We start from the raw sequence: 22700 nt of genomic DNA, 5'->3' as shown, positions 1-22700 counted from the left end.
CTATCATCGACGCCAATAAAGGAGCCCTCCCCTAGAGATGCGGCCCGAAGTTTGCCTTTTCTGATAGTCACTGCCGTTTGTCGTGCGTTTCGGTTTGCGCCGCAACGCCGCTGTGTCAATCACACGAAGGATTCTTTGGGGCACATCGATGAAACTGGAAATATTCCGCACGCTGTGGGGCTACACCGCAAGCAAGGCGCAAGCGCTCGAGGAGTTGCTTGAGGCCGGTTTCGATGGCATGGAAGCTCGCCTGCCCATGACCGCCAGCGAGCGTGCCGAGTTCGCAGCCTTTCTACGCGCTAACCATGTCAGCTATATCAGCACCGTCTTCAGCGCCTACGACGTCCTGCCGGAACAATCGGCGAGTGTCGACGAACACCTCCTGGACCTGGATAAGAAACTCAGTTGGGCCGCCGAGTTGTCGCCGCGCTTCGTCAACCTCCTGGCGGGCAACGACCGCTGGCCACTGGCACAGCAAGTCGACTTCTTTGGCCGCGCCATGGACCTCGCGCGCAAGCACGACCAGGTGTGCGCCTTTGAAACCCATCGCGCTCGCTCGTTGTTCAACCCGTGGGTCACCCTCGAGCTGATTCGTCAACTGCCGGACCTGCGCTTCACCAGTGACATCAGTCATTGGGTCGTCACCTGCGAGCGCCTGCTCAATGATCCGTTCGACGACCTCAGCGCCTTCGTCGAACGCGTTCACCACATTCAGGCCCGGGTCGGTTATGACCAAGGGCCGCAAGTGCCCCACCCCGCCGCCCCCGAGTACGGCCCAGCGCTGGCCTTCCATCAGCAACATTGGGAGGCCGTCTGGCGCTCCCAGGAACTCCGCGGCTATCAAATCAGCACGCTGACACCCGAGTTCGGTGCCGACGGCTATCTGCATCATCTGCCCTTCACCAATGTACCGGTAGCCGATCTGTGGTCGCTGAACGTGTGGATGGCAAACACCGAGCGCGAGCATTTCCGGCGTTTCACCTGCGCCTCAACCCGATAAGGAGCGTTCCCTCATGCCTGACAAAACGCCCAAGAGCGCCAACTTCAGCCGCATTCCGGTGGTGGACATCGCCGGGCTTTACAGCGACGACATCACACAACGCCAGGCGGTCGCCGAAGAACTCGGTAACGCCGCCCGCGCGGTGGGTTTTCTGTACATCAAGAACCACGGCATCGCGTCGTCACTGATCGACGGCTTGCGCCACGCGGCGAAGGCGCTGTTTGCGCAATCGCTTGAGTACAAGATGCAGCACTACATCGGCACTTCCCGCAGCCACAAGGGGTTTGTGCCTGAAGGTGAAGAGGTCTATGCCAAAGGCAAACCGGATCACAAGGAGGCCTTCGATATCGGTTTTGAAGTGGGCGAAGACGATCCGCTGGTCATTGCCGGAACGCCGTTGATCGGCGCCAATGAATGGCCCGACCTGCCGGGTTTCCGCCCCGCGGTCGAAGCGTATTACGCAGCGGTGTTCGCATTAGGTCGTCGCCTGTTCAAGGGTTTTGCACTCGCATTGGGCCTGGAAGAAGACTATTTCGACGCGTTGGTCACGCGCCCACCGTCGAAGCTGCGCCTGATTCATTACCCATTTGATACGGCGGCACAAGACGCGCCAGGCATTGGTGCGCATACCGACTACGAGTGCTTCACCATTTTGCTCGCCGACAAGCCAGGCCTCGAAGTGATGAACGATCAGGGGCAATGGATTGATGCGCCGCCCGTAGACGGTGCGTTTGTGGTCAATATCGGCGACATGCTGGAGGTCATGACCGCGGGGACGTTCGTCGCCACGGCTCACCGAGTGCGCAGCGTCAGCGAGGAGCGCTACTCCTTTCCACTGTTCTACGCGTGCGACTTCCACACCCAGATCAAGCCGCTGCCGCAATTTCTGGCGGGGGGTGAGGATTACGAGGAAATCACCATCGGCGAACACATGTTCGGCCAAGCGTTGCAGACCTATCAGTACCTGCGCCGCAAAGTCGAACGCGGCGAACTCAAGCTGTATGAGAAGGCACGCAAGCCCTCCAGCTTCGGCCACCTGAAGAACCAGGCGCAGAACGCGTCCTGATGCAACCCTCGACCGGTTCCAACAACCCTGTTTTAAAACCCGCCCAGTCCTACTTTACCGACGTGGAGTCATCGATGATGCGCAATCCAATGAATAATGTTGTTCGCTTGACCCTGCTTGCCGTCGCAATCCTGGGTTCGACTGGCGCCCATGCGGCGACCACGGTGACGCCCGGCGTACTCAAGGTCGGCATGGAGATCACCTATCCGCCCTTCGAGTCCTACGACGAACATAAAAACGTCGTCGGCTCCGACCCCGAACTTGCGCACTTGCTCGCCAAGCACCTGGACCTCAAGGCTGACTTCGTTGACACCAAGTTTTCCAACCTGATCCTCAGCCTGAACGCCGGTCACTACGATGCGATCATCTCCGGCATGTACATCACTCCCCAGCGGCAGACTCAAGCGCAAACCATCGCATACGCCAAGACCGGTGCCGCAATCATGGTGCTGAAGGACAGCCCACTGAAACCGAAAGTACCGGAAGACCTTTGTGGCCTGAAAGTCGGCCTGGAAAAAGGCACCACGTGGGTGGCGCAGTTCAACACACTCTCGACTGACTACTGCACCCCGAATAACAAGGGCGCGATTATGGTCAGCGAATTCCCGTCCGCCCCTGAAGTGACCCAAGCACTGCTCTCCGGCAATGTGCAGGCTCAGGTAGAGATCGACGGCGCCGCCGGCATGATCGCAGAACGTACCAAGGGCCGCGTGGTCGTCAGCACCGAGCACTCGATCTACCAACAGACGCTGGGTATCTACGTCAAGAAAGGCAACGACGCGCTCTATCAGGCACTGCTCAAGGCCTTCGATGCGACGAAAGCGTCGGGGGAATACGCCGCCCTGTTGAAGAAATACAACCTGGAAGCACCGACTAACTGACTCAGTACAGCCATGGCCTTCTGTAGGAGCGAGGGGGACGCCTAGTTCCTACAAAAAGCCTTACCTGACTGGCATTGGGGTAAAGCCCCGTCGGCGCGAGCAGTTGGAGATACACATGCAATTTGAATGGCCCTACTTTTTTTCTCTGTTTTCAGTCTCCGACTTCTGGAGCGCCTGCGTTACCGTGGTGCAGCTCAGCACGCTGGCCTGGTTCATCGGCATGCTATTGGGGTTCCTGCTGGCCTCGGCCAAACTCTCGGCCACGCGTTGGGTCAGCGTGCCGGCGTCGATTTATATCTGGTTCTTTCGCAGCGTGCCGCTGCTGGTCCTGGTGGTGTTCGTCTATAACCTGCCGCAGATGTTCCCGGTCACCCGTGAAGTACTCTCCAACCCCTTCTATTCCGGCCTGTTGGCCCTGGTGGTCACCGAAGCGGCGTACATGGCGGAAATTCACCGTGGCGGCTTGATATCCGTTGCCAAAGGCCAGAAAGAAGCCGGCCGCGCGCTGGGCATCGGTCTGCTCGGGCTACAGCGCCTGATCGTGATCCCGCAGGCGTTTCGCATTTCCCTGCCGACGCTGATCAACGAATACATCACCGTGGTGAAACTGACCTCGCTGGTCTCGGTGATTTCCTTGACCGAACTACTGACCGTAGGCCAGCGCCTGTACGCACAAAACTTCCTGGTCATGGAAACCCTGTCGGCGGTGGCGGTGTATTACGTGCTGATCGTGACCGTGCTCGGCTGGCTGTTTCATTGGCTGGAGCAACACCTGGAACTCAACAACCGCAAACCACACACCCTGGATGACATCAGCGTGCAGCGCCTGCGTGCGTCACAGGTGGCACCGCCTTCCACGGGCGCTCGTACCGCGTTGGGAGCCGGCTCGGCGCCCGCCCTGCAACTGGTCGATATTCACAAGCGCTACGGCCCGCACGCGGTGCTCAAGGGCATCAACCTGAGCATTGATGTGGGTCAGGTGATTTCCATCATCGGCCCGTCGGGATCGGGAAAAACCTCGCTGATTCGAACGATCAACGCCCTGGAGAGCATCGACCAAGGCGAGATCATTCTGTTCGGCGAAAGTTATATCCACGCCGGTGACAACCCCCATGCGCAACAAGTCCGCCGTGGGGTGAAGCGCATCGGTATGGTGTTCCAGAGCTTCAACCTGTTTCCACATCGCACCATTCTCGACAACGTCACGCTTGCACCGCGCTATCACGGCGTCGACACGTTCGTCAGTGAGCAGCGTGCCTACGCCCTGCTGGACAAGGTCGGGCTGCTGGCGCACGCGCAAAAATACCCGCACCAATTGTCTGGAGGCCAGCAACAACGGGTGGCAATTGCCCGCGCATTGGCCATGGATCCCCACATCATGCTGTTTGATGAGCCAACGTCAGCCCTCGACCCGGAACTGGTGGGCGATGTGCTCAAGGTGATCGGCGACTTGGCCAAAGACGGCATGACCCTGTTGATAGTGACCCATGAGATGGACTTCGCCCTGTCAATTTCCGACCGGGTGATTTTCATGGAAAACGGTTTGGTTGCGCTGGATGCGGCGCCCGAGAGCATTCGTGCCGATCAGTGCGGGGACAGAATCAGGCAATTCATGCAGGTTTGAACGCGAGACGGTGTGTGGCTTGCACCCTGCGCAAGCCATCGGGCCCCGGATCAACGCGATTTTTTTTATAAACCCATTCAATCAGTTAGGTATTCCCACTGACCCAACGACACCTACATCTGATTTAAATCAACCAGGCCCTGGCCCTTCACGCAGAAATTAAGCGCAGCAGTCGCACCTTCGTACTCGATGGTGCAGAAACGCTAGTTTCCTGGAGGTTCGTCATGGCTACGCATCTACAAGGCTCCCAACCGATCGCCCCGCCGTCTGCCCAACCCGTTGCGGGCAGTCTGCACAAGGTTGAACCCAAGCGCCTGTCGTTGAGTCTGTTGATCGCCCTGGTGGTCGGCTCGATGATCGGCAGCGGCATTTTCAGCCTGCCACAAAACATGGCGGCCGGTGCGGGCGCTGGCGCGATCCTGATTGGGTGGTTGATCACCGGCGTCGGCATGCTGTCGCTGGCCCTGGTCTATCAGACCCTGTCCAACCGTCAACCGGCGCTGGACAACGGCGTATTTGCCTATGCCCGTGCGCTGGGCGGTGAATACCTGAGTTTCAATTCCGCCTGGGGTTACTGGATCAGTGCCTGGATCGGTAACGTCAGTTACCTGGTGATCCTGTTCGCGGCCCTGAGCTACTTCTTCCCGCTGTTCGGCGATGGCAATAACAAAGCCGCGATCGCCGGTGCATCCGTGGTGCTGTGGGCGTTGCACTGGATGATCCTGCGGGGGGTGCGCACCGCTGCCCGCGCCAACGCGTTGACGACCCTCGCCAAGATCGTGCCGTTGCTGCTGTTCATCGGCCTGGTGATCGCGGCGTTCCAGCGTGAGACCTTCAGCGTCGACTTCTGGGGCGCGCCCGCCTTGGGCAGTACGTTGGATCAAGTCAAAAGCACCATGCTGGTGACTGTCTGGGTGTTTATCGGGATCGAAGGCGCCAACGTGTTTTCTGCCCGGGCGGCGGAGCGCGCGAATGTCGGGCGCGCCACGGTGATCGGTTTTGTTATCACGCTGTTGCTGCTGATCGCGGTGTCGTTGCTGTCGCTGGGGGTTCTCAAACAACCGGAACTCGCCGCCCTCAAGAACCCATCGATGGCGGGTGTACTGCAGGTAGCGGCCGGGCCATGGGGGGCGGTGCTGATCAGTATCGGCTTGATCATTTCGGTGGGCGGCGCCCTGCTCGCCTGGACGCTGCTGGCCGCCGAGTCGGTATTTACGCCGGCCAAGGAAAAGGTCATGCCGGGCGCGCTGGCCACGGAAAATACCCAGGGCGTGCCCGCCAATGCGCTGTGGCTGACCAACGGCTGCATCCAGGTATTCCTGCTGTTGACCCTGTATTCGAGCGCCAGTTATCTCGCGCTGATCTCCCTGGCCACGTCGATGATCCTGGTGCCCTACCTGTTCAGCGGCCTCTATGCATTGAAACTGACCTGGCAGGGCACCACCTACGCCGGCCACCGCGCCCTGCAACTGCGCGACATGGCCATCGCGGCGGTCGCCACGCTGTATTGCGTATGGCTGCTCTACGCCGCCGGGCCTAAATACCTGCTGCTCAGCGCCCTCCTCTACGCCCCTGGCTCGTTGATCTACCTGGGCAGCATGAAAGCCCGTCAGGGGCAACCGCTCAGCGGCCCTGAAACCGGGCTGTTGATCATCATCTGGGCGGCCGCTGCCTACGCCGGCTGGATGCTGTGGTCCGGTGCGCTGACCCTGTAAGGGGGTTGTTTTGTCCTGGCAGGCCGCGCGGAAGCAGCCGCTGCCTGCCTTCTATCTGAAGAGGAGTACCGCAAGATGAGCAATTCCGTAAAAAAAATGCCGGTCACTGCCGAACACAAATCAGACCAGCATCCCACGACGACAGACCTGTGGCGGCCATTGGAAAAACTGCGGCAACAGGTTGATCACCTGTTTGATGACTTCAATCGCGGGACTAGCCTGTCGCCCTTCAGCCGGGGCCTGTTCGACGTTGAACCGCTCTGGCGCCGCGAGCTGATGGGCCGTGGCATGCCAGCCGTGGACATCACCGAGAAAGAAAAAAGCTACGAAATCACCGCAGAAGTACCTGGCATGGACCAGAAAAACATTGAGGTCAAACTGTCCAATGGCAGCCTGATCATCAAAGGTGAGAAGCAGGAGGACAAGGAAGAAAAACGCAAAGGCTACCACCTTAGCGAGCGTCACTACGGTTCCTTCGAACGGGTGTTCAACCTGCCTAAGGGAATTGACGCCGATAAGATCGACGCGAGTTTCAGCAAGGGTGTGCTGAGCATCTCGTTGCCGAAAAAGCCTGAAGCCATGAAAGCGGATAAGGTCGTGCCGATCAAGGGCGAGTGAATCCCAGGCCACCTTGCCCCTTGCCGGGAGACCGGCCAGGGGCTTTTTTTGTGTACGCTCCGGCCCGGCCACCGCGCTGCATGCGCCTCAGCCGCGAAAGATATCGTACGGCTCAATCCTCAGGACCTTGCGGATCCCCAGGTAACTGGAAAATCCCGCGATCAACAACACCATGCCAAACGCCAACCCGAGGTTCCAGAAGGTGATGATCGCCGCGTAGTTAGGCAAGTAAGTCCGCGTGACGCTGATCAGCAGGGTCACCAGGGCGATGCCCAGGCCGTAACCGGTCATGGCGGTAAACAGTGCCATGAACAGGATCATGTACACCAACCATATAGATGATGCGATCGGCGTACTCGTTGATCCGCGCATCGTGGGTAACGATCAGGATGCAGCGCTGCTGATTGAGGATTTTTTCCTTGACGAAAGCGATGATCATTTTCCCGGTGTCGCCATCCAGGGACGCCGTGGGCTCATCCAGGATCAATATCTGCGGGGCGCCGACAATCGCTCGGGCGATGGCGACACGCTGCTGCTCGCCGCCCGACAGTTTGACCGGCAGGATGTCCCCGCGGTCCTTGAGCCCGACGACCTCCAGGCTTTGCCTGGCCTGCGCAATTGCGTCATTCCAGTCGTGGTGCTGGAGAATCAAGGGAATGGCCACATTTTCAGCGGCGGTCAGCCGCGCGAAGAGATGATAGTCCTGGAACACGAAGCCAATGCTGTTGAGCCGCAACTCGGCCAACTGGTCGGTGCTCAGGCTCCAGATATCCTGCCCATTGATCGTCACTGTGCCGGCGTCGGGGCGCAATATCCCGGAGATCATGCTTAACAGGGTGGTTTTGCCACTGCCCGAAGGCCCGACGATAAAGACCATTTCGCCAAACTGCGCGACCAGCGCCACCTGATCGACCGCCGTCATGCGCGCACTGCCCTCGCCAAACCATTTACTCAGACCGTTCGACGCGATGGCCGGGTGTGCGGCGGCAGTGGTGGGGACGCTACTCATGACTTCTCCTGCCCTGCCCGGCACCGGTCGGAATACCCAAGCCTGTGTCGCTGCCGCCCGCGTTGGAGCGGCCTTGCAGCAAGCCCGACGAGGCGTCGGGTGCTGCAACCGTTCACTACTTGCGGCTCGCCTTTTCGAGTACCCGGCTGGCACGCTCATTGGCTTGGTCGGCGGTCTGTTGCGCTTGATTGGCGGCTGCCGCCGCCTGCTCGGCTTTGGAGTAGGCTTCATCGGCCCTGGCTTTCGCCGACAGCGCATTGCTTTGGGCCGACTCCAGGCGCGCATCCAGCTCTTTGGCGGACTTACTACTGCAACCGGCCGACAGCGCCAACAGGATGCTGAGCAACACAACGGGTAAACGCATATTCATGGGAATCTCCTTGAAGGTCATGGCAGGAAAGCACCTGCTGCGGTTCAAGTATCCGGCGCTGTGGTGGTGGCACTCTGATTTTTGTCAACTATCGACCAACAATCAGTCCCTGGCAGCGTCGGCGCGCCCTCCCCGCGCCTTGGCCAATAAAGACTTCAGCGTGCTCAGTGAGCGGGTATTGAGTACGTCATCCTTACCTAGCCAGGCACGCCGGGCTTGAGCGACGCCGTAGCGCAAATACGAAAAATCCGTGGTGCGATGGGCATCCGAATTGATGCTGATAAGCACGCCCTGGTCTTTGGCGTATTGGCATTGCAGATCGAACAGGTCCATGCGCTGGGGTTGCGCGTTGAGCTCCAGGCAGCAGCCGCGTGCGGCGGCGGCCCTGATGATGGCCGACAGGTCCATATTCAACGGCGCGCGTTCATTGATCAGGCGACACAACGGGTGCGCCAGAATCGTGAAATAACGATGATCCATGGCCCTGAGCAGGCGTTGAGTCTGTTGGCGCAGTGTCAGGCCGAAATGGGAGTGGACCGCCCCCACCACAAGATCCAGGCGCCCCAGGACCGTGTCCGGTAGATCCAGGCTGCCATCTTCGAGAATCTCGACTTCCACGCCCTTGAGCACGGTGATGCCTTGCAGGCGGGCGTTGAGTGCATCGATCTGGTCGATCTGCTTCAACAACCGCTCGCCAGCCAGACCATGGGCCACTGCGAGTGCGCGGGAATGGTCAGTGATCGCCAGGTATTCCAACCCGGCTTGCTGCGCGGCCAATGCCATCTGTTCCAGGCTATTGCCGCCATCGGAGTCAAGGCTGTGCACGTGCAAATCACCCTTGAGGTCACTCACCTCCACGAGCCTCGGCAAACGCCCGCTGAGTGCCGCCGTCACTTCACCGCGATCTTCACGCAACTCCGGCGTGATCCAGCGCAACCCGAGCGCCTGATAAACAGACACCTCCGTGGCCCCCGCCAGCCGCTCCTGCCCCTTGAACACCCCATATTCATTCAGCTTGAGCCCTAGGTCCCGCGCCTGCTTGCGGATCGCGATGTTATGCGCCTTGCTGCCGGTGAAATACACCAGCGCGGCACCCAAGTCCGCGGGTTTGACGACCCGCACATCCACTTGCAGACCGGAATCCAGCACGACGCTGGCCCGTGTACGACCTTTCACCAATACGGTGGAAACCTCCGGGTGCTTGATCAAGTGCGCCGTGACACCCACAGAGGGCGCAGCGGTCACCAGGATGTCGATATCCCCCACGGTGTCGCGCATACGCCGCAGACTGCCAGCCAACTGGGCATCCTCGACCCCAGGCAGTTGGCGCAAGTATTCGATCAACCGCAGCGCCACGGGCTCGACAACCGCCAGCGGCAATCGGCGATCCTTTCCGAGCCCCTTCTGCGCGGCGCTCAATAAGCGCGCCTCCAGCCGTTCGCCAAAACCGGGAACGTGACGGATATGACCCTGCTGGGCGGCCTCGCACAGTTGCTGCGCGGTGGCGATGCCCAGGTCATGGTAAAGGTGCTTGATGCGTTTGGGCCCCAGGCCGGCGATGGACAGCAACTCCACCAGCCCAGGCGGCAATGTCGAACGCAAGCGCTGACGCAGGGCACAATTGCCGGTCGTGGCGATTTCACTGATCTTGCCCGCCAGGTCCACGCCAATCCCCGGCAGTTTTGGCAAGGGTTCGCCACGTGCGATGAGCGGCGCCAGCTCGACCGTCAGCGCCCTCACGGTGCGCGCCGCCACCCGATAAGCACGGATGCGAAACGGGTTGGCGTCATCGATCTCGAGCAGGTCGGCGATATCGTCAAACACCGCGGCAATCTCATCGTTACTGATCGCCTGCGAGCGTTCGGCCGTGGGGGGCGGCGCGCCGAGCAACGCTTCCCGAGGCGGTACAGCCGTGAGTTTCATGGCCCCAGCCTCGCCATGTAATGCGCGACCGCCTCGGCATCGGCGTCCGACAGCGTATGCGCAATCTGGCTCTCCAGGTCCCCCCGCTCGCGCAGGTCAGCCTGTTGAAACACCTTGATCTGGCTGATCAGGTAGGCGGCATGCTGGCCGGCCACGCGCGGTGTCCGACCTTGGCCCTGCCCCTCGCTGCCATGGCAGGCGCTGCACTGGGCGATACCGGCTGCCGGCACGCCGTGGCGAAAGATCCATTCGCCCCTGGCATCCGGCGTTTCGCTTTCTGCCTGCATGGGCCGCTGCTTTGAAAAATAGTCCGCCAGGTCAGCGATCTGCGCGTCGGTCAAATGGGTGAAGCCCCACATGTACTGAGTCGCGGCCTTATCCATGCGCACATGGCCTTTGAAATCGGTCAACTGGGCCTTGAGGTAGTCTTTTTGCTGACCGGCCAACTTGGGAAACGACGGCGACACCGACTCCCCCGTCAGCCCGTGGCACAGGGAACACACGTCGTTCACCAAGGCAAGCGCGGGCATGGACGCGGTTTTTTGCGATGCCCGATCACGGGTGCCGGAACAGCCCACAAGCACCACCACGCAGACGGCAAGCGCCAGGTGTGATCGGTTGATAGAGCACCTCATGGCACATGCCTCCATGATCAGCGTCGGTCGTCGGCGCGTAGCGGGTTCAAATCCGTTCGGTGTATAGGGTTCACCTTTCGAGGCGGTTCTCCCCCGAGTGCGCTTCAGTCGATTCGCGTTGCCAGGCCAGCTGCAATAACTTGATGACCTCTTGATCGGTGAGCTGCGGGAAATTCGCGTACCAGTAACCGATGGACATCATCCGCTCAGGCGTCAGCGGGCAGATCACTTCATTGACGATACAGCGCAGGGTCTCCACCGTCTCCAGCGGCGCTACCGGCACCGCCACGACGATACGCGCCGGGTGCTGCAACTGCACCGCCTGGACCGCGGCGAGCATCGAGGCCCCCGTCGCCAGGCCGTCGTCGATCAGGATGACCACCTGATCCTTCAGTTGCAGCGGCGCTCGGGCGCCCCGGTAAACCTGCTCACGGCGCGATAACTCGCGTGTTTCGCGGGCGACTACGGCGTCGTAACGGTCTTGATCAATCGGATGATCGCGCAGCATCTCTTCGTTGCGTATATGGATACCGCCACTGGCAATGGCGCCCATGGCGAATTCCGGATGGGACGGCATGCCGAGCTTGCGTACCACGAGGAGGTCCAGACGCACCTGCAGCGCGGTAGCCACCTCATATGCCACGGGGACTCCGCCACGGGGTAAGGCGAGGATGATGACGTCGGCTCGACCTGCGTATTTGAGCAACGGCTCCACCAGGCCTTGACCGGCCACTGACCGATCGGGCCAGAGGGTTTGCAGTGAAGGGCTATGAATCATGGGGCACCTCATCAGACGCTAGCGCCTGTTGGTTGATTACACCGGGCCTTCGCCGCGCTAGACCGCCAGTACGCTGCAAGGCACTTGGTAGAGGATGTGTTCAGTGGTACTGCCGAGCAGCTTCTCGATGCCGCGGTACTGGACCCGGCCCATCACGATCACATCCACCTGGTGTTCCTTGGCGAATTGACTCAGCACCGCAACCGGGTTGCCCGACACGAAGTGATGACGGTCCGACGGCACGCCATAACGTTTGGCCAGTTCGAGGAATCTTTTTTCCTCGTTGCTCGCCAGCTCCTTGCTGAGGTTGGAAAGCGCCATACCGCCCATATCGCCCATGTACAGCGCGGACATATCGCAGGCATACAGCATGTGCAACTCAGCATTGCATTGCAGGGCCAGGTTGATGGCCTGATCAATGATGCGCGCGTTCAGCTCGCTGTTCGCCTGCTGGATATCCGACACGTCAACCGCAGCCACGACGATACGCGGCAAGGCATGGTCCCGGCCGCCGACCAGGTACACAGGAATCGGGCACTCGCGCAGCAACTGCCAGTCCAGCGGGGTGAAAAACGCGCGCCTGAGCGCAGACTCGTGCTGCACCTGTTTGATCAACAGGTCGGGCTGCATCTCGCTGACGTAATCCAGGATGTCTCGCTTGATGTCAGTGGCCCATGCCACCTGCGTGGTCACGTTCAGGCCAAGCGCGTGGAGACTCTTGACCTGGGCTTCCAGCCAGTGGTGGTGATCCTCGAGGTAGCTTTCGCGGGCTCGGTCGCGCACGTCGCCTTCCAGCAACGCCAATATTTCCAGCGGTTTTGCCAACGCGGCAATGTGCAGGCTCGCGCCACTGGCCTTGGCCAGGGCACCGGCATGGGTAATCGCCGAGGCATCCCGCAGGGCGGGGTTGATGATCAGTAACAAGCAGGTGTATTGGCTCATGATCGATCTCCAGACAGGAAGGAAAAACCACCCCGGCGCTTCAACGTATCGGGCCAGGCGGTATCGCGGGAACCCTGCGCCAGGTTTTGGGGCATTGGGGTACCGTCGGGTAGTAGCCTTTGGCGGGGGCGTCGTTCGACGTTATGGGTCAATCCGAGCATAGGAGCTGGCCTGGCAGCGGATCTGATCCACATCAGAAAACAAATAGACAAGCGAACCGCAGGCTAGGCGGTCGCTGACGCTCTTCATCAGCCTATCCAATGGATAACCGGCGCCTTGTGCGCGATAGGCGCGGGCGCAGACTTTGGATGACCGACGATGATTGGGGCCACAGGCGTCCATTCGGCGGGAAGCCCCAATGCGTGCTTACCCTGCGGCGTATTCAGATAGCCCTGGGCGAAACCGATCCAACAGGTTCCAAGCCCCTCGGCATAAGCCGCCAGCATCAGGTTCTCGGCAGCCAGGGCGCAGTTTTCAATACACTGGTTGGGCTCGTTACCGGAGATCAGTACCAATACCGGTGCGTGGTAGAAAAGCTGAAAGTCTTCATCACTGAGCAACGTTTGGAAGTGACTGGAGTGCTCTCCCACCGGAGTCGTGGCAAGCACCCAGGCCTTGGCTTCCTGGGAAATCCGCTCCAGCAGTGCCTGGTCACGGATCACCGTGAACGTCCAGGGTTGTTGGTTCATCGAGCTGGGCGCCTGGACGGCGGCGTCGATCAAACGAAGAATGAGTTTTTCATCGACGGCTTCTGTCGTGTAGTCACGTGTCGAGCGCCGGCCGGCAATGGCCTTGTTCAGATTCATGAGTGCATACCTCAATGGAATTGCTTCATAACGTCGTCCACCCGAGCGCACGGCCTGTTGATTTAAATCAAGCCGAAGCGTCATGAGGGGATGACGCCGAGCGCCCGCCTCGCCCTGCGTTGGCGACGATAAAAGACCCGTTTCACACCCTCAGCCGCACCCATGTAGACCAGGCTGATTGCCAGCACTGTCAGCAGGATCGGCAGTGGCAAAGGCACCAGCCCGAACCACGGCGCTATCGGGCTGTAGGGCAACCCGACAGCCAGCAGGCCGATGGCCGCGGCGCTGCCCAGCAGCAGGGGCGCCGGGCGGCTTTGGTAGAACGGCCTGTAGGTGCGCACGATGAATATGGTCAGCAGTTGGGTCAGCAGCGACTCCACGAACCAGCCACTGCGAAATACCTCGGGGCCCTTCTGCGCCATCAGGTACAGGGCCACGAAGGTGAGGACATCGAACAGCGAGCTGACCAGCCCGAACACCACCATGAAGCTGCGGATCTCGCTGATGTTCCAGCGGTGCGGGGTGCTTTCCCATTCACGGTCAACGTTGTCGCTGGCGATGCCCATGGACGGAATATCGGACAGGAAGTTGTTGAGCAGTATTTGCTTGGCCAGCATCGGCAGGAACGGCAATACCAGGGATGCCAGGGCCATGCTGATCATGTTGCCGAAGTTGGCGCTGGAGACGATCGAGATGTACTTCAAGGTATTGGCAAAGGTATGCCGGCCCTCCTCGATGCCTTCGCGCAATACGTCGAGGTTGTGCTCCAGCAACACAAAGTCGGCGGCTTGCTTGGCCACGTCGGCGGCGTTGTCCACGGAAATGCCGATGTCGGCCACTTGCAGCGCCGGCGCGTCATTGATGCCGTCGCCCATATAGCCGACCACATGCCCGGTCTTTTGCAGGGCGCGGATGATGCGTTCCTTCTGGTTGGGGTCGACCTCGGCAAAGAGCATGGTCAGCGGCGCCAGGTGCATCAACGCTTCGTCCTTCATGCTGGACAGTTCGGCGCCGGTGATGATGCGTTCCACCGGCAGGCCCACTGCCGTGGCCACATGCCGGGCGACCAGATGACTGTCGCCGCTGATGATCTTGACCTGCACCCCCAGCCTGTCGAGGCTGGCGAGGGTGTCCTTGACCCCCGGCTCCGGCGGGTCGAAGAACAACAGAAAGCCGCGAAAGGTCATCTCGGTTTCCACCTCCCGGCCATAGTGCGGCTGGTCCGGCACGGCCCGCGTGGCCAGGCCCAGCACCCGGAACCCCTGCTCGCTCCACGCCGCGAAGCGCTGGGCGATCGTCGCCCGTTCGGCCTCGGTCAGCGCCAGGTCCTGCGCGCCGTGACGCACCTGGGTGCAGACTTCGAGCACGTTATCCAGCGCGCCCTTGGTCACCACCAACCGCTCGGCCTCAGGTGCATGGGCGACCACCACGCTCAGGCGCTTGCGCACGAAGTCATACGGCACTTCATCGAGCTTGCTGGCCGCGGGGCACGGCGCCAGGGTTTTACCGGCCAGGGTAATGGCCTCGTCCATCGCGTTGCGCATGCCGGTCTGTAGGCTGGCGTTGAACACCGCCAATTGCAGCACAGGGGTGGCGGGCTGGCCCTCGACATCCATGGCGCCGTCCAGCACCACGACACCGCGGGTCAAGGTGCCGGTCTTGTCGGTACACAAGATGTCCATTGCGCCAAGGTTTTCAATGGCATTGAGGTGACGCACGATCACGCCCTTGGCCGCCATGCGCTGCGCGCCCTTGGCCAGCGTAATGCTCAGGATCGCCGGCAACAGTTCCGGTGACAGGCCGATGGATAACGCAATCGCAAACAACAGGGTGTCGAGGGTCGGACGGTGCAGCAGGATATTGATGCCGAACACCACGATGGTGATCACCAGCATCACCCGCAACAGCAGGCCGCCGAAGCGTCGCAGGCCGCGCTCGAACTCGGTCTCGGGCGGGCGCAGCGCCAGGGTCTTGGCGATACGGCCGATTTCACTCTGCGTGGCATAGCGCGTGACGAGTACCTCGGCGGTACCGCTGCGCACCGAGGTGCCCATGAACACGCAATTGTGGCGCTGCCCCAAGGTGGCATCCGGCGCGCAGTCCCCCGCCAGTTTTTCCACCGGGAAGGTTTCGCCCGTCAGCAGGCTTTCGCCGATAAAACAGTCGAGTGCCTGCAAGATTCGCCCGTCCGCCGCGATCAGGCTGCCCGCGCTGAGCAGCAGAATGTCCCCTGGCACCACCTCGCTGGCGGCAACGTCCACGGGTTTGCCCGCGCGCCGCACCGTGGCGCGTAGCGCGATCTTGCTGCGCAGTTGTTCCACCGCGTGGCTGGCGCGGCTTTCATACCAGGCGCTGAGTACCGCGCTGATCAGCACAATGCAGCCAACAATCGCCGCATCCAGCCAGTCCCCCACCACCACGGCCACCAGCGCACCCAACATCAGAATCAACACCAAGGGCGTGCGCATTTGCTCCAGCACCAGCCTGCCCAGGCCTTGCGGGCGGTCCTTGGCCTGGGGCGGGGCCCTGCGCAGGCGGGCACGGGCCTGGGCATGGCTCAAGCCCTGGGGCGTGCTGCGCAGGCTGCTCAATACCTGGCTGAGCGCTGGGCTCCAGTAATCGGCGTCGACCAAGTGCACGGGTTGCCTGGCGGAGGACTGCCATTCCCGATGGGCCAGCCAGAGGCCCGGCAACATCGGTAACCAGAAGGTCAGGCCCCGGAAAAACAAGGTGGCGGACAGCGCCACGGCAACATTCACCCCCACCCAATGCAGCGTCACTACCGCCGCGGCTTCGAACGCGCCAAGACCACCCGGCACAATGCCGATACTGCGCAGCACACTGGCAAGCATAAAGCCGGCAAACAACCCCAACGGCGGTGCGGACACCCCCAGCGCACGCACCAGAACCCACAAGGTGGCGCTGTCCAACAGGATGATTGCCAGCTCCAGCACGGTGATGCGCCACAGCAACCCTCGGCTGCGCACCAACTGGCGGTCGGCGCCCGTGAGCAATGAAACGATCCTGGCAGCCATCGCAAAGCGTTGCCCCGGTAAACGCGCCGCCAGGTGGGTACTACCGGCCAGCCTGGGCGTAACGACGGCCAATACCAGGCTGACGGCGACAAACACCAGGCACGTCGTCATCACCGTGGGTGTCGCATGCCCCTGCAAGATCACCACCGGCAACGCCACGCCGACCGACAGCGCATACGCGAGGAAATAGCCGGATAAATCCAGCACCAGGCTGGCCAGCACCACCGGTTTGGCAAACCCCAGGCGTACAAACGACGCCACCACCGCAAAGGCGCCACTGATACCGGAGGACGGCAGGGCTTGATCGACAAACAGCTTCATCAGGCTGAGCTTGCCCGCGTCCCACAGCGACAGCCGGTGTGCCCCGGCCTTGAGCACCAGCCGAAACACCTGCCCCTGCGCCATATACGTCAAGGCTTGCAAACCCAGCGCAGCCAGCAGCCACAACGGTTCGGCCTGGGTCAGTAACTGGGTGAAGGATTCAACGTCGGTGAACTGCAACGCCACGCCGACCACGGTCGCAAACATCGCCGCGCCCAACAGCCAGGTCAGCCACAGCGCAGAGCGGCTGTAAGGCTGTTTTTCTTCACGCGCAGGGGGATGGGTGACACCTGGAATGGACGGTTTGACAGACATGCCGTGCCCCGGATCGAACCAGCGGAGTGTCCGATTCTGCCGCGGCGACCAGACGTGCGTTTGATTCAGGTCAAACACCCCGGATTGACCGTGCCGCTATCGGGATGGCCGGGCCCTTTGCGCCGGGCTTTGTGACTTTAATCAATAAGCCCGCGCTGCCGAAGCCGCACTGTGATGCAGGTCGTTCCGCGAGGCCACCGACTTCACTACCTGCCCTGCACTGGAGCCCCTCCATGCTGACCAACCCGCACACTGCCGCGCTCATCGCCGAGATGGATAAAGCGTCACCCGAAGAGCACTGGCTGGAGAAACTGCGCGACGGAACGCATGTGCTGATCCGTCCGCTGTCGACCGACGATCACGCACGCCTGCTGCGTTTCTTCCAGCGTTTGTCGCCGCTGTCACTGCGCTTCCGTTTCCTGGGGGCGGTGACCCATGTCGACGAGCGCATCATCGACTCGCTGCTGAGCGTCCCGGGGGATATCAGCCGGGGTTATCTCGCCTTGATCCACCATGACGGCGAATTGCAGGTCATTGGCGTCAGCCGCTACAGGCAAGCCATGGATAGAGACGACTGCTGCGAATGCGCGGTCGCCGTCGCCGACCCCTGGCTACGCAAGGGGCTGGGGCATTTATTGCTGGGGCACCTGATTGACGCGGCCAGGCGCAACGGCTTCAGCGTGATGCGCTCGACGGATTTATCGACCGATTACCCGATTCATGGTTTGTATAAGCAGTCGGGGTTTACCTCGGTGTACCAGGGGCGTGATTTCGATCGCATTATTCATGAGTTGGCGCTGTGACCGGGGCGGCTCCCGGCGCATCAACCTGCTCAAGGTGGTAGCGCGATTGCACGAGGCGGCTGATCTGTTCCAACGCCACCGGGATGGATACCGCGTCGTCGTTTTCAATCAGGCGGGTTTTGTTGGCCAGGACATCGTCGCGAATCACCTCGCGGAACCAGTTGGAAAAATCCCCGGCCCTTCGATGTTCGCCAAACGCCCGAGCGTCCAGCTGCGCCAGCGCGGATAGAAACTCCGTCAGGTTGGACGCATGCTTGCCCAGCGCGGGAAAGTAAAACGCGCGCCATGCGCCGACATTGCCGGCAGCGTATTTGCCGCTGTGGCGGTGATGCTTTTGATGCGGCTGCAACTGCTCCAGAAGCACAACCGCTTCACCATGATGAAGGTCCCAGAGGCATACCGGTTCAAGCCCCGGTGGGTGTGCCGGGAACGCGGGGCACGTTCGCTGCGTGTGATGGGCGAAGCGTTGGACCAATTCCCTCGCGGTGCTGCCCAGGGTCACCAGCATATCGACCCCTTCGAGCAACGCCGGGCAGACTTGGTCGAAGTCCAGGGCCACGATGATCGCCCCCATATTGGCGAGAAACCCCAAGGGCCACACCGCGCGCTGAGGCAGCATGTAGTGGGCTTCGTCCACGATCAGCCAGTAGGGTCGACCGGATGTGTTCCGTAGACGCTGGATAAACGGCAGCAGTTCGCCAAACAGTTGCACCCGGGCGGGCGGGTCCAGGGCGAGCGTGCTCACTACTACGTTGAGCCGGGCCTGTAACAGAAGGCGCAGTGATTCTTCTGTCGTGGGGGGCGTGGTGAGGCCGCCCACGGTAACCGCGTCCTCCAGGCACAGGTAATCGCCCTCGGGATCGATGATGCAGAAATCCTGGCGCGCCTGGACCATGCGCTCTGTCAGCCAGGTCACGTAGCTCGATTTGCCGGACCCCGAATTACCAATGATCAGCAACACCGAGCCTGGCGGTAGCCAGACCGGACGCTCATCGTCGGTCTGGCCCAACCGCAAGCCGATGCGTTCGATCTTGCCCAGCGCCGCGTCTTGTTGCAGCAGCCTTTCTATCAGCTCGCAGACACCCCGACCATGATCCTGTGTCAGGCAGATATCAGCGCGGGCCTTGATCGATTCAATGGCATTGCTCACCGCCGCCGTACAGCCGCAGAGTGCCAGAAACGCATGGTCATTTTCAGCATCGCCCACCCCCACCACGTTCAGCTCGCAGATCCCCAGCCTCGACAACGCGGCACTCAGGCCCGAGGCTTTGTTCACACAGGACGGCAAGATCATGATCGCATCCTTGTTGAAACTGATCTGCAGCTCCAGGCCAAGCTCGCGGATGGTACTGATCACCGCCTCTTCGAACGGGTGCCAGGTGGCGACCACGGACCGGCCGACGGACAAGGGCGACACCCCCTTTTCGCGCAGGCGCCCCACCAGTTCGGTCGAGGCGGGATCTGCGATGAGTTCCTCGGTATCGGTAGTGGGGTCATACAAGAGCGCGCCATTTTCCGCGACGACCAGGTCGAACAGCGACAGTTGCGCAAAGTGGTGCTTGAGCGCTTGCAACTCGCGGCCGGTAATCAACAGCAGCTTGCGACCGCTGTGTTTCAGGGCGGCGAGCGAGGCACAGACTTCAGGTGGGACGCTGCCGTTTTCGGCAATAGTGCCGTCATAGTCGACCGCCAAGGCTAAGAAGTGCACGGGTGCTCCTTGAGGGGTTGACCTCGACGAAAACCGGCCGATTGGTGGGCCATCGCTCAGGGCGCGAACTTCACGTTCAGGGCCTATGGAGGGGTGGGCAAGGGTCCGGGTGCAGGTACTTTTCAAACCAATTGCCGGTCAGCCTCGCCACGTCCGCCAGGGCGCCTGGTTCTTTGAACAGATGGGTGGCCCCTTTCACGACCTCCAGGTGTTGCGTGCAGTGCAACGCCCGGCAGGTCTGTTCATTCACGTGCAGGGTCACCGGGTCCTGCGCGCCGACCACTTGCAAGGTGGGCGCCCTGACCCGGCGCAACACCTGCGCCGCGAGATCGGTGCGCCCTCCTCGGCTGACGACCGCCTGGACCGTGGCCGCACGGGTGGCGGCGACCAAGACGGCGGCCGCGGCCGTACTGGCGCCGAACAACCCCAGGGCGAGCGGGCGTAACTCGGCATCGTGGGCAATCGCCTCGATGACCCTGGTCAGTCGATCGGCGAGCAAGGAAATGTCGAAGCGCAGCACACCGGTCAGGTTATCCCAGCGTTGCTCGGTCCGCGTCAGCAGGTCGAGCATCAAGGTCCCCATGCCGTGGCGAGCCAGGTACTCCGCAATATAGTGGTTGCGCGGGTTGGAATGGCCCCCGCCGCTCCCATGCACCAGAATGACCAGGCGCTCGGTGCCTGGCGGCAATCGCAAATCACCTGCCAGCTCAAAGCCGGAAAAGTTGAACTTCCTGTATTGGAGCCCAGAGACCGTAACGCCAGCGGGAGAAGCCATTGGTTGAATACCTTCGTATGTAATCTTTTGGGGGGGCAAGGTACTTCAGACGTGGCTTCATCTTTGTTCTTTCATCAAGTCGATCACCCTGCCGACCTGGAGCCGCTGCGGGCTAACTTGCCTTTTTTTGGCAAGCGCTCCTTGATAAAAATCAAACCCGCGCCGATCGAGGGGCCAAATCAATTGACCAGGCCACGCAACAGCACGGGCAGCACGGCCGGCCAGTCTTGTGCCGAGAACCCCGGACCGAACTCGGCAATGGCCGCGCCGTGCAGCCACATGCCCGCCGCTGCCGCCGACAACGCCGGCATCCCCTGGGCCTGCAGGCCATGAATGATCGAGCGCGATACGACGCTGGCACCCGCCCGGTTCGAGGGTGTATTGCTGTTGATGATGGCTTGGCCATCCGGCGCAGCAATGACCGTGTCACCACCTTCAAGGACCACCACCCTTGAGCAGGACTGGGCAGCGGCTCGAGTGCGGGTCAGCGAGTCGCCTGAAAACGCGAATTTCTGTCGGAATTCGTCCTCGTCGAGGGGCAGCACGCCGGCGCATCGGGGGGTACGATCCTGGGTGGCGATGGGCGGCAAGTCGCTCAGCCACAACCGGGGATGGTTCTCATAGGTCTGGGGGACGAGGGTGTCGAGTACCGTTTCGGGGGTACCGATATCGGCAACGACGACATCGCCACACAGTGCCCGCCCAGGTTGCAACAGATGGCCCGGTTTCTTGCGAAAAAACGTCACGGTCAGCACGGCCGCGACCGCGCCCAGGCTTTCACCGGTATCGCCCATGACCCCGCTGGGTATATCGATCGCGATAATCGGAGCATTGCCACGGCCCGCGGCGGTCAGCGTCTCGAGGACTGGCCCTTGCAGGGCGCGGGCAAGGCCGGCGCCGAACACCGCGTCAACGATCAGTTCGGCCCCCTCGAGCAGCGCTGGGCTCAGCGTGTGAACCGCGCCCTGCCAGCGTTGTGCGTGCTGCTTGGCTTCGCCCTTCAGGGCCGATGGATCGCCCCACATGGCCAGCGTCACCGGCCAGCCTGCCTCGGCCAGCCGATGCGCGGTGACAAAGCCATCCCCTCCGTTGTTGCCCGGCCCGCAGAGCACCACCAGCGGCCTGGGCGTCCAGCGGCGCTGGATTTCGCGCGCCACGGCCGCACCGGCATTGCTCATCAACGCGAAAGACGACACGCCAGCGACAACCGAGAGCCGGTCGGCTTCCGCCATCTGACTCACCGTCAGCAACACGCTCTGGCGCCGATCTCTGTCAAACGTATGCATGCTTTTTCACGCTCTCAACGGCCACTGAAATCGATCACCACCCGCGCGGGGACATCGCCATGCTCAAGGCGCTCGAACACCTGGTTGATCGCAGACAACGGCTGCAGTTCAATGTCGGCCTTGACCTTGCCCGCGGCGGCGAACGCCAGCGCCTCCGCCATGTCCTGGCGATTGCCGACGAACGAGCCGCGCACCGTAATGCAGTTGGCGACCACGTCGAACAATGCCATGGGAAACTCGCCAGGGGGCAAGCCGACGAGCACGCAGGTCCCCAGTTTGCGGGTCATCGCGACGCCTTGCTTGAACGCGCCGAGCGAAGGCGCGGTAATGAGCACCCCATGGGCACCGCCCTGGGTGGCGGCAATGACCGCGGCCACCGGGTCCGCACCTTTGGCGTTCACCACTGCGTCAGCCCCCAGTTGCGTGGCATGGGCCAGCTTGCGCTCGTCGATGTCGACGGCACACACCCGCAGCCCCATGGCCTTGGCGTACTGAACCGCGAGATGGCCCAGGCCGCCCACCCCGGAAATGACGATCCACTGCCCCGGCCGCACATCCGCCTCCTTGATGCCTTTGTAGGTGGTCACCCCGGCGCAAATGATCGGCGCGGCCTCACACGGTGTCAGGCCGGCGGGGATATGCGCCACATACTCAGGGTCTGCCAGTATGTATTCGGCAAAGCCACCGTTGCGCGTGTAGCCGCCAAACTCGGCCTGGGCGCAAACGGTTTCCCAGGCTTGCAGGCAGTATTCGCAATGGCCGCACGCCGAATACAGCCATGGCACCCCCACGCGCTCGCCCTTCTGTACGGCCGTCACGCCTTCGCCCAGCGCCACCACGATGCCGATGCCCTCGTGTCCAGGGGTAAAGGGTAAGGAAGGCTTGAGTGGCCAATCCCCCCGCGCCGCGTGCAGGTCGGTGTGACACACCCCGCAGGCTTCCACTTTAATCAGGATCATCCCCGGCCCCGGTACCGGAATATCCACCTGGCGCATGACCAATGGTTGTCCAAATGACTCGACGACGGCGGCTAACATCTTACTGTTCATCTCGCGACCCTCTTCCAGAGTGGTGTTTGCCGGCCCGGCGA

The 22700-nt window shown here is 61.6% G+C and carries 20 protein-coding genes; 7 read left to right on the top strand and 13 right to left on the bottom strand.

The genetic code is table 11. The features are described from left to right. The first annotated feature begins 148 nt into the window (after positions 1–148). The 6 genes from ACODSV_RS17300 to ACODSV_RS17275 all read left to right on the top strand — a co-directional run bounded on the left by ACODSV_RS17300 (position 149) and on the right by ACODSV_RS17275 (position 6904). Complete coding sequence (locus ACODSV_RS17300) at positions 149–1000, top strand: sugar phosphate isomerase/epimerase family protein (RefSeq protein ID WP_150054528.1); 852 nt, start codon at positions 149–151, stop codon at positions 998–1000. Positions 1001–1013: 13 nt separating this feature from the next. Further along, complete coding sequence (locus ACODSV_RS17295) at positions 1014–2066, top strand: isopenicillin N synthase family dioxygenase (RefSeq protein WP_102623351.1); 1053 nt, start codon at positions 1014–1016, stop codon at positions 2064–2066. Between the two features lie 77 nt (positions 2067–2143). Then, positions 2144–2947, top strand: coding sequence for an ABC transporter substrate-binding protein (locus ACODSV_RS17290; protein WP_102623401.1), 804 nt, complete (start codon positions 2144–2146; stop codon positions 2945–2947). Positions 2948–3062: 115 nt separating this feature from the next. Beyond that, positions 3063–4571, top strand: a complete 1509-nt coding sequence (locus tag ACODSV_RS17285; protein ID WP_102623350.1) for an amino acid ABC transporter permease/ATP-binding protein — start codon at positions 3063–3065, stop codon at positions 4569–4571. A 224-nt stretch (positions 4572–4795) separates the two neighbouring features. Further along, a complete protein-coding gene (arcD, locus tag ACODSV_RS17280; RefSeq protein WP_150054601.1) occupies positions 4796–6286 on the top strand; it encodes an arginine-ornithine antiporter in 1491 nt (496 codons plus the stop codon). A gap of 75 nt (positions 6287–6361) precedes the next feature. Next, positions 6362–6904: an Hsp20/alpha crystallin family protein gene (locus tag ACODSV_RS17275; protein ID WP_150054600.1), complete on the top strand. Its 543-nt coding sequence runs from the start codon at positions 6362–6364 to the stop codon at positions 6902–6904. Positions 6905–6991: 87 nt separating this feature from the next. On the opposite strand, the gene ACODSV_RS17270 is transcribed toward ACODSV_RS17275, so the two are convergent. The 9 genes from ACODSV_RS17270 to mgtA all read right to left on the bottom strand — a co-directional run bounded on the left by ACODSV_RS17270 (position 6992) and on the right by mgtA (position 17038). Further along, on the bottom strand, positions 6992–7213 hold the full coding sequence (locus ACODSV_RS17270; protein WP_223817835.1) for an ABC transporter permease family protein: 222 nt from the start codon (positions 7211–7213) through the stop codon (positions 6992–6994). Next, the gene (locus ACODSV_RS17265) at positions 7125–7913 is read right to left on the bottom strand and encodes an ABC transporter ATP-binding protein (RefSeq protein ID WP_150054599.1); all 789 of its coding nucleotides are present in this window, start codon (positions 7911–7913) and stop codon (positions 7125–7127) included. The genes ACODSV_RS17270 and ACODSV_RS17265 overlap by 89 nt, the downstream gene beginning before the upstream one ends. Before the next feature lie 115 nt (positions 7914–8028). Further along, positions 8029–8283: an Lpp/OprI family alanine-zipper lipoprotein gene (locus ACODSV_RS17260; RefSeq protein WP_024075488.1), complete on the bottom strand. Its 255-nt coding sequence runs from the start codon at positions 8281–8283 to the stop codon at positions 8029–8031. A 102-nt stretch (positions 8284–8385) separates the two neighbouring features. Next, on the bottom strand, positions 8386–10206 hold the full coding sequence (gene polX, locus ACODSV_RS17255; protein ID WP_150095559.1) for a DNA polymerase/3'-5' exonuclease PolX: 1821 nt from the start codon (positions 10204–10206) through the stop codon (positions 8386–8388). Then, positions 10203–10841, bottom strand: a complete 639-nt coding sequence (locus ACODSV_RS17250; RefSeq protein ID WP_069076097.1) for a c-type cytochrome — start codon at positions 10839–10841, stop codon at positions 10203–10205. The genes polX and ACODSV_RS17250 overlap by 4 nt, the downstream gene beginning before the upstream one ends. 70 nt (positions 10842–10911) lie before the next feature. Continuing rightward, positions 10912–11619 carry a phosphoribosyltransferase gene (locus tag ACODSV_RS17245; protein WP_150054597.1) on the bottom strand — a complete coding sequence of 236 codons (708 nt, stop codon included), beginning with the start codon at positions 11617–11619 and terminating at the stop codon, positions 10912–10914. A gap of 57 nt (positions 11620–11676) precedes the next feature. Next, positions 11677–12561 carry a universal stress protein gene (locus tag ACODSV_RS17240; RefSeq protein WP_069076095.1) on the bottom strand — a complete coding sequence of 295 codons (885 nt, stop codon included), beginning with the start codon at positions 12559–12561 and terminating at the stop codon, positions 11677–11679. Positions 12562–12809: 248 nt separating this feature from the next. Beyond that, the gene (locus ACODSV_RS17235; RefSeq protein ID WP_150054596.1) at positions 12810–13367 is read right to left on the bottom strand and encodes a nitroreductase family protein; all 558 of its coding nucleotides are present in this window, start codon (positions 13365–13367) and stop codon (positions 12810–12812) included. An 80-nt stretch (positions 13368–13447) separates the two neighbouring features. Further along, complete coding sequence (gene mgtA / locus ACODSV_RS17230; RefSeq protein ID WP_489045829.1) at positions 13448–17038, bottom strand: magnesium-translocating P-type ATPase; 3591 nt, start codon at positions 17036–17038, stop codon at positions 13448–13450. A 233-nt stretch (positions 17039–17271) separates the two neighbouring features. On the opposite strand from mgtA, the gene ACODSV_RS17225 reads away from it, so the two are divergent. Continuing rightward, positions 17272–17841, top strand: coding sequence for a GNAT family N-acetyltransferase (locus ACODSV_RS17225; protein ID WP_024075499.1), 570 nt, complete (start codon positions 17272–17274; stop codon positions 17839–17841). Here ACODSV_RS17225 and ACODSV_RS17220 read toward each other — a convergent pair. The 4 genes from ACODSV_RS17220 to adhP form a co-directional block, all read right to left on the bottom strand. Next, complete coding sequence (locus ACODSV_RS17220) at positions 17819–19549, bottom strand: HAD-IIB family hydrolase (RefSeq protein WP_150054594.1); 1731 nt, start codon at positions 19547–19549, stop codon at positions 17819–17821. The two genes, ACODSV_RS17225 and ACODSV_RS17220, sit on opposite strands and share 23 nt — an antisense overlap. Before the next feature lie 76 nt (positions 19550–19625). Further along, the gene (locus tag ACODSV_RS17215; protein WP_150054593.1) at positions 19626–20324 is read right to left on the bottom strand and encodes a dienelactone hydrolase family protein; all 699 of its coding nucleotides are present in this window, start codon (positions 20322–20324) and stop codon (positions 19626–19628) included. A 179-nt stretch (positions 20325–20503) separates the two neighbouring features. Next, the gene (locus ACODSV_RS17210; RefSeq protein WP_150054592.1) at positions 20504–21610 is read right to left on the bottom strand and encodes an NAD(P)H-hydrate epimerase; all 1107 of its coding nucleotides are present in this window, start codon (positions 21608–21610) and stop codon (positions 20504–20506) included. A 14-nt stretch (positions 21611–21624) separates the two neighbouring features. After that, the gene (gene adhP, locus ACODSV_RS17205) at positions 21625–22659 is read right to left on the bottom strand and encodes an alcohol dehydrogenase AdhP (protein ID WP_069076088.1); all 1035 of its coding nucleotides are present in this window, start codon (positions 22657–22659) and stop codon (positions 21625–21627) included. Positions 22660–22700: the final 41 nt, after the last annotated feature.

Source organism: Pseudomonas sp. FG86 (assembly GCF_057808775.1).
This window is presented reverse-complemented; position numbering and strand designations above follow the sequence as displayed.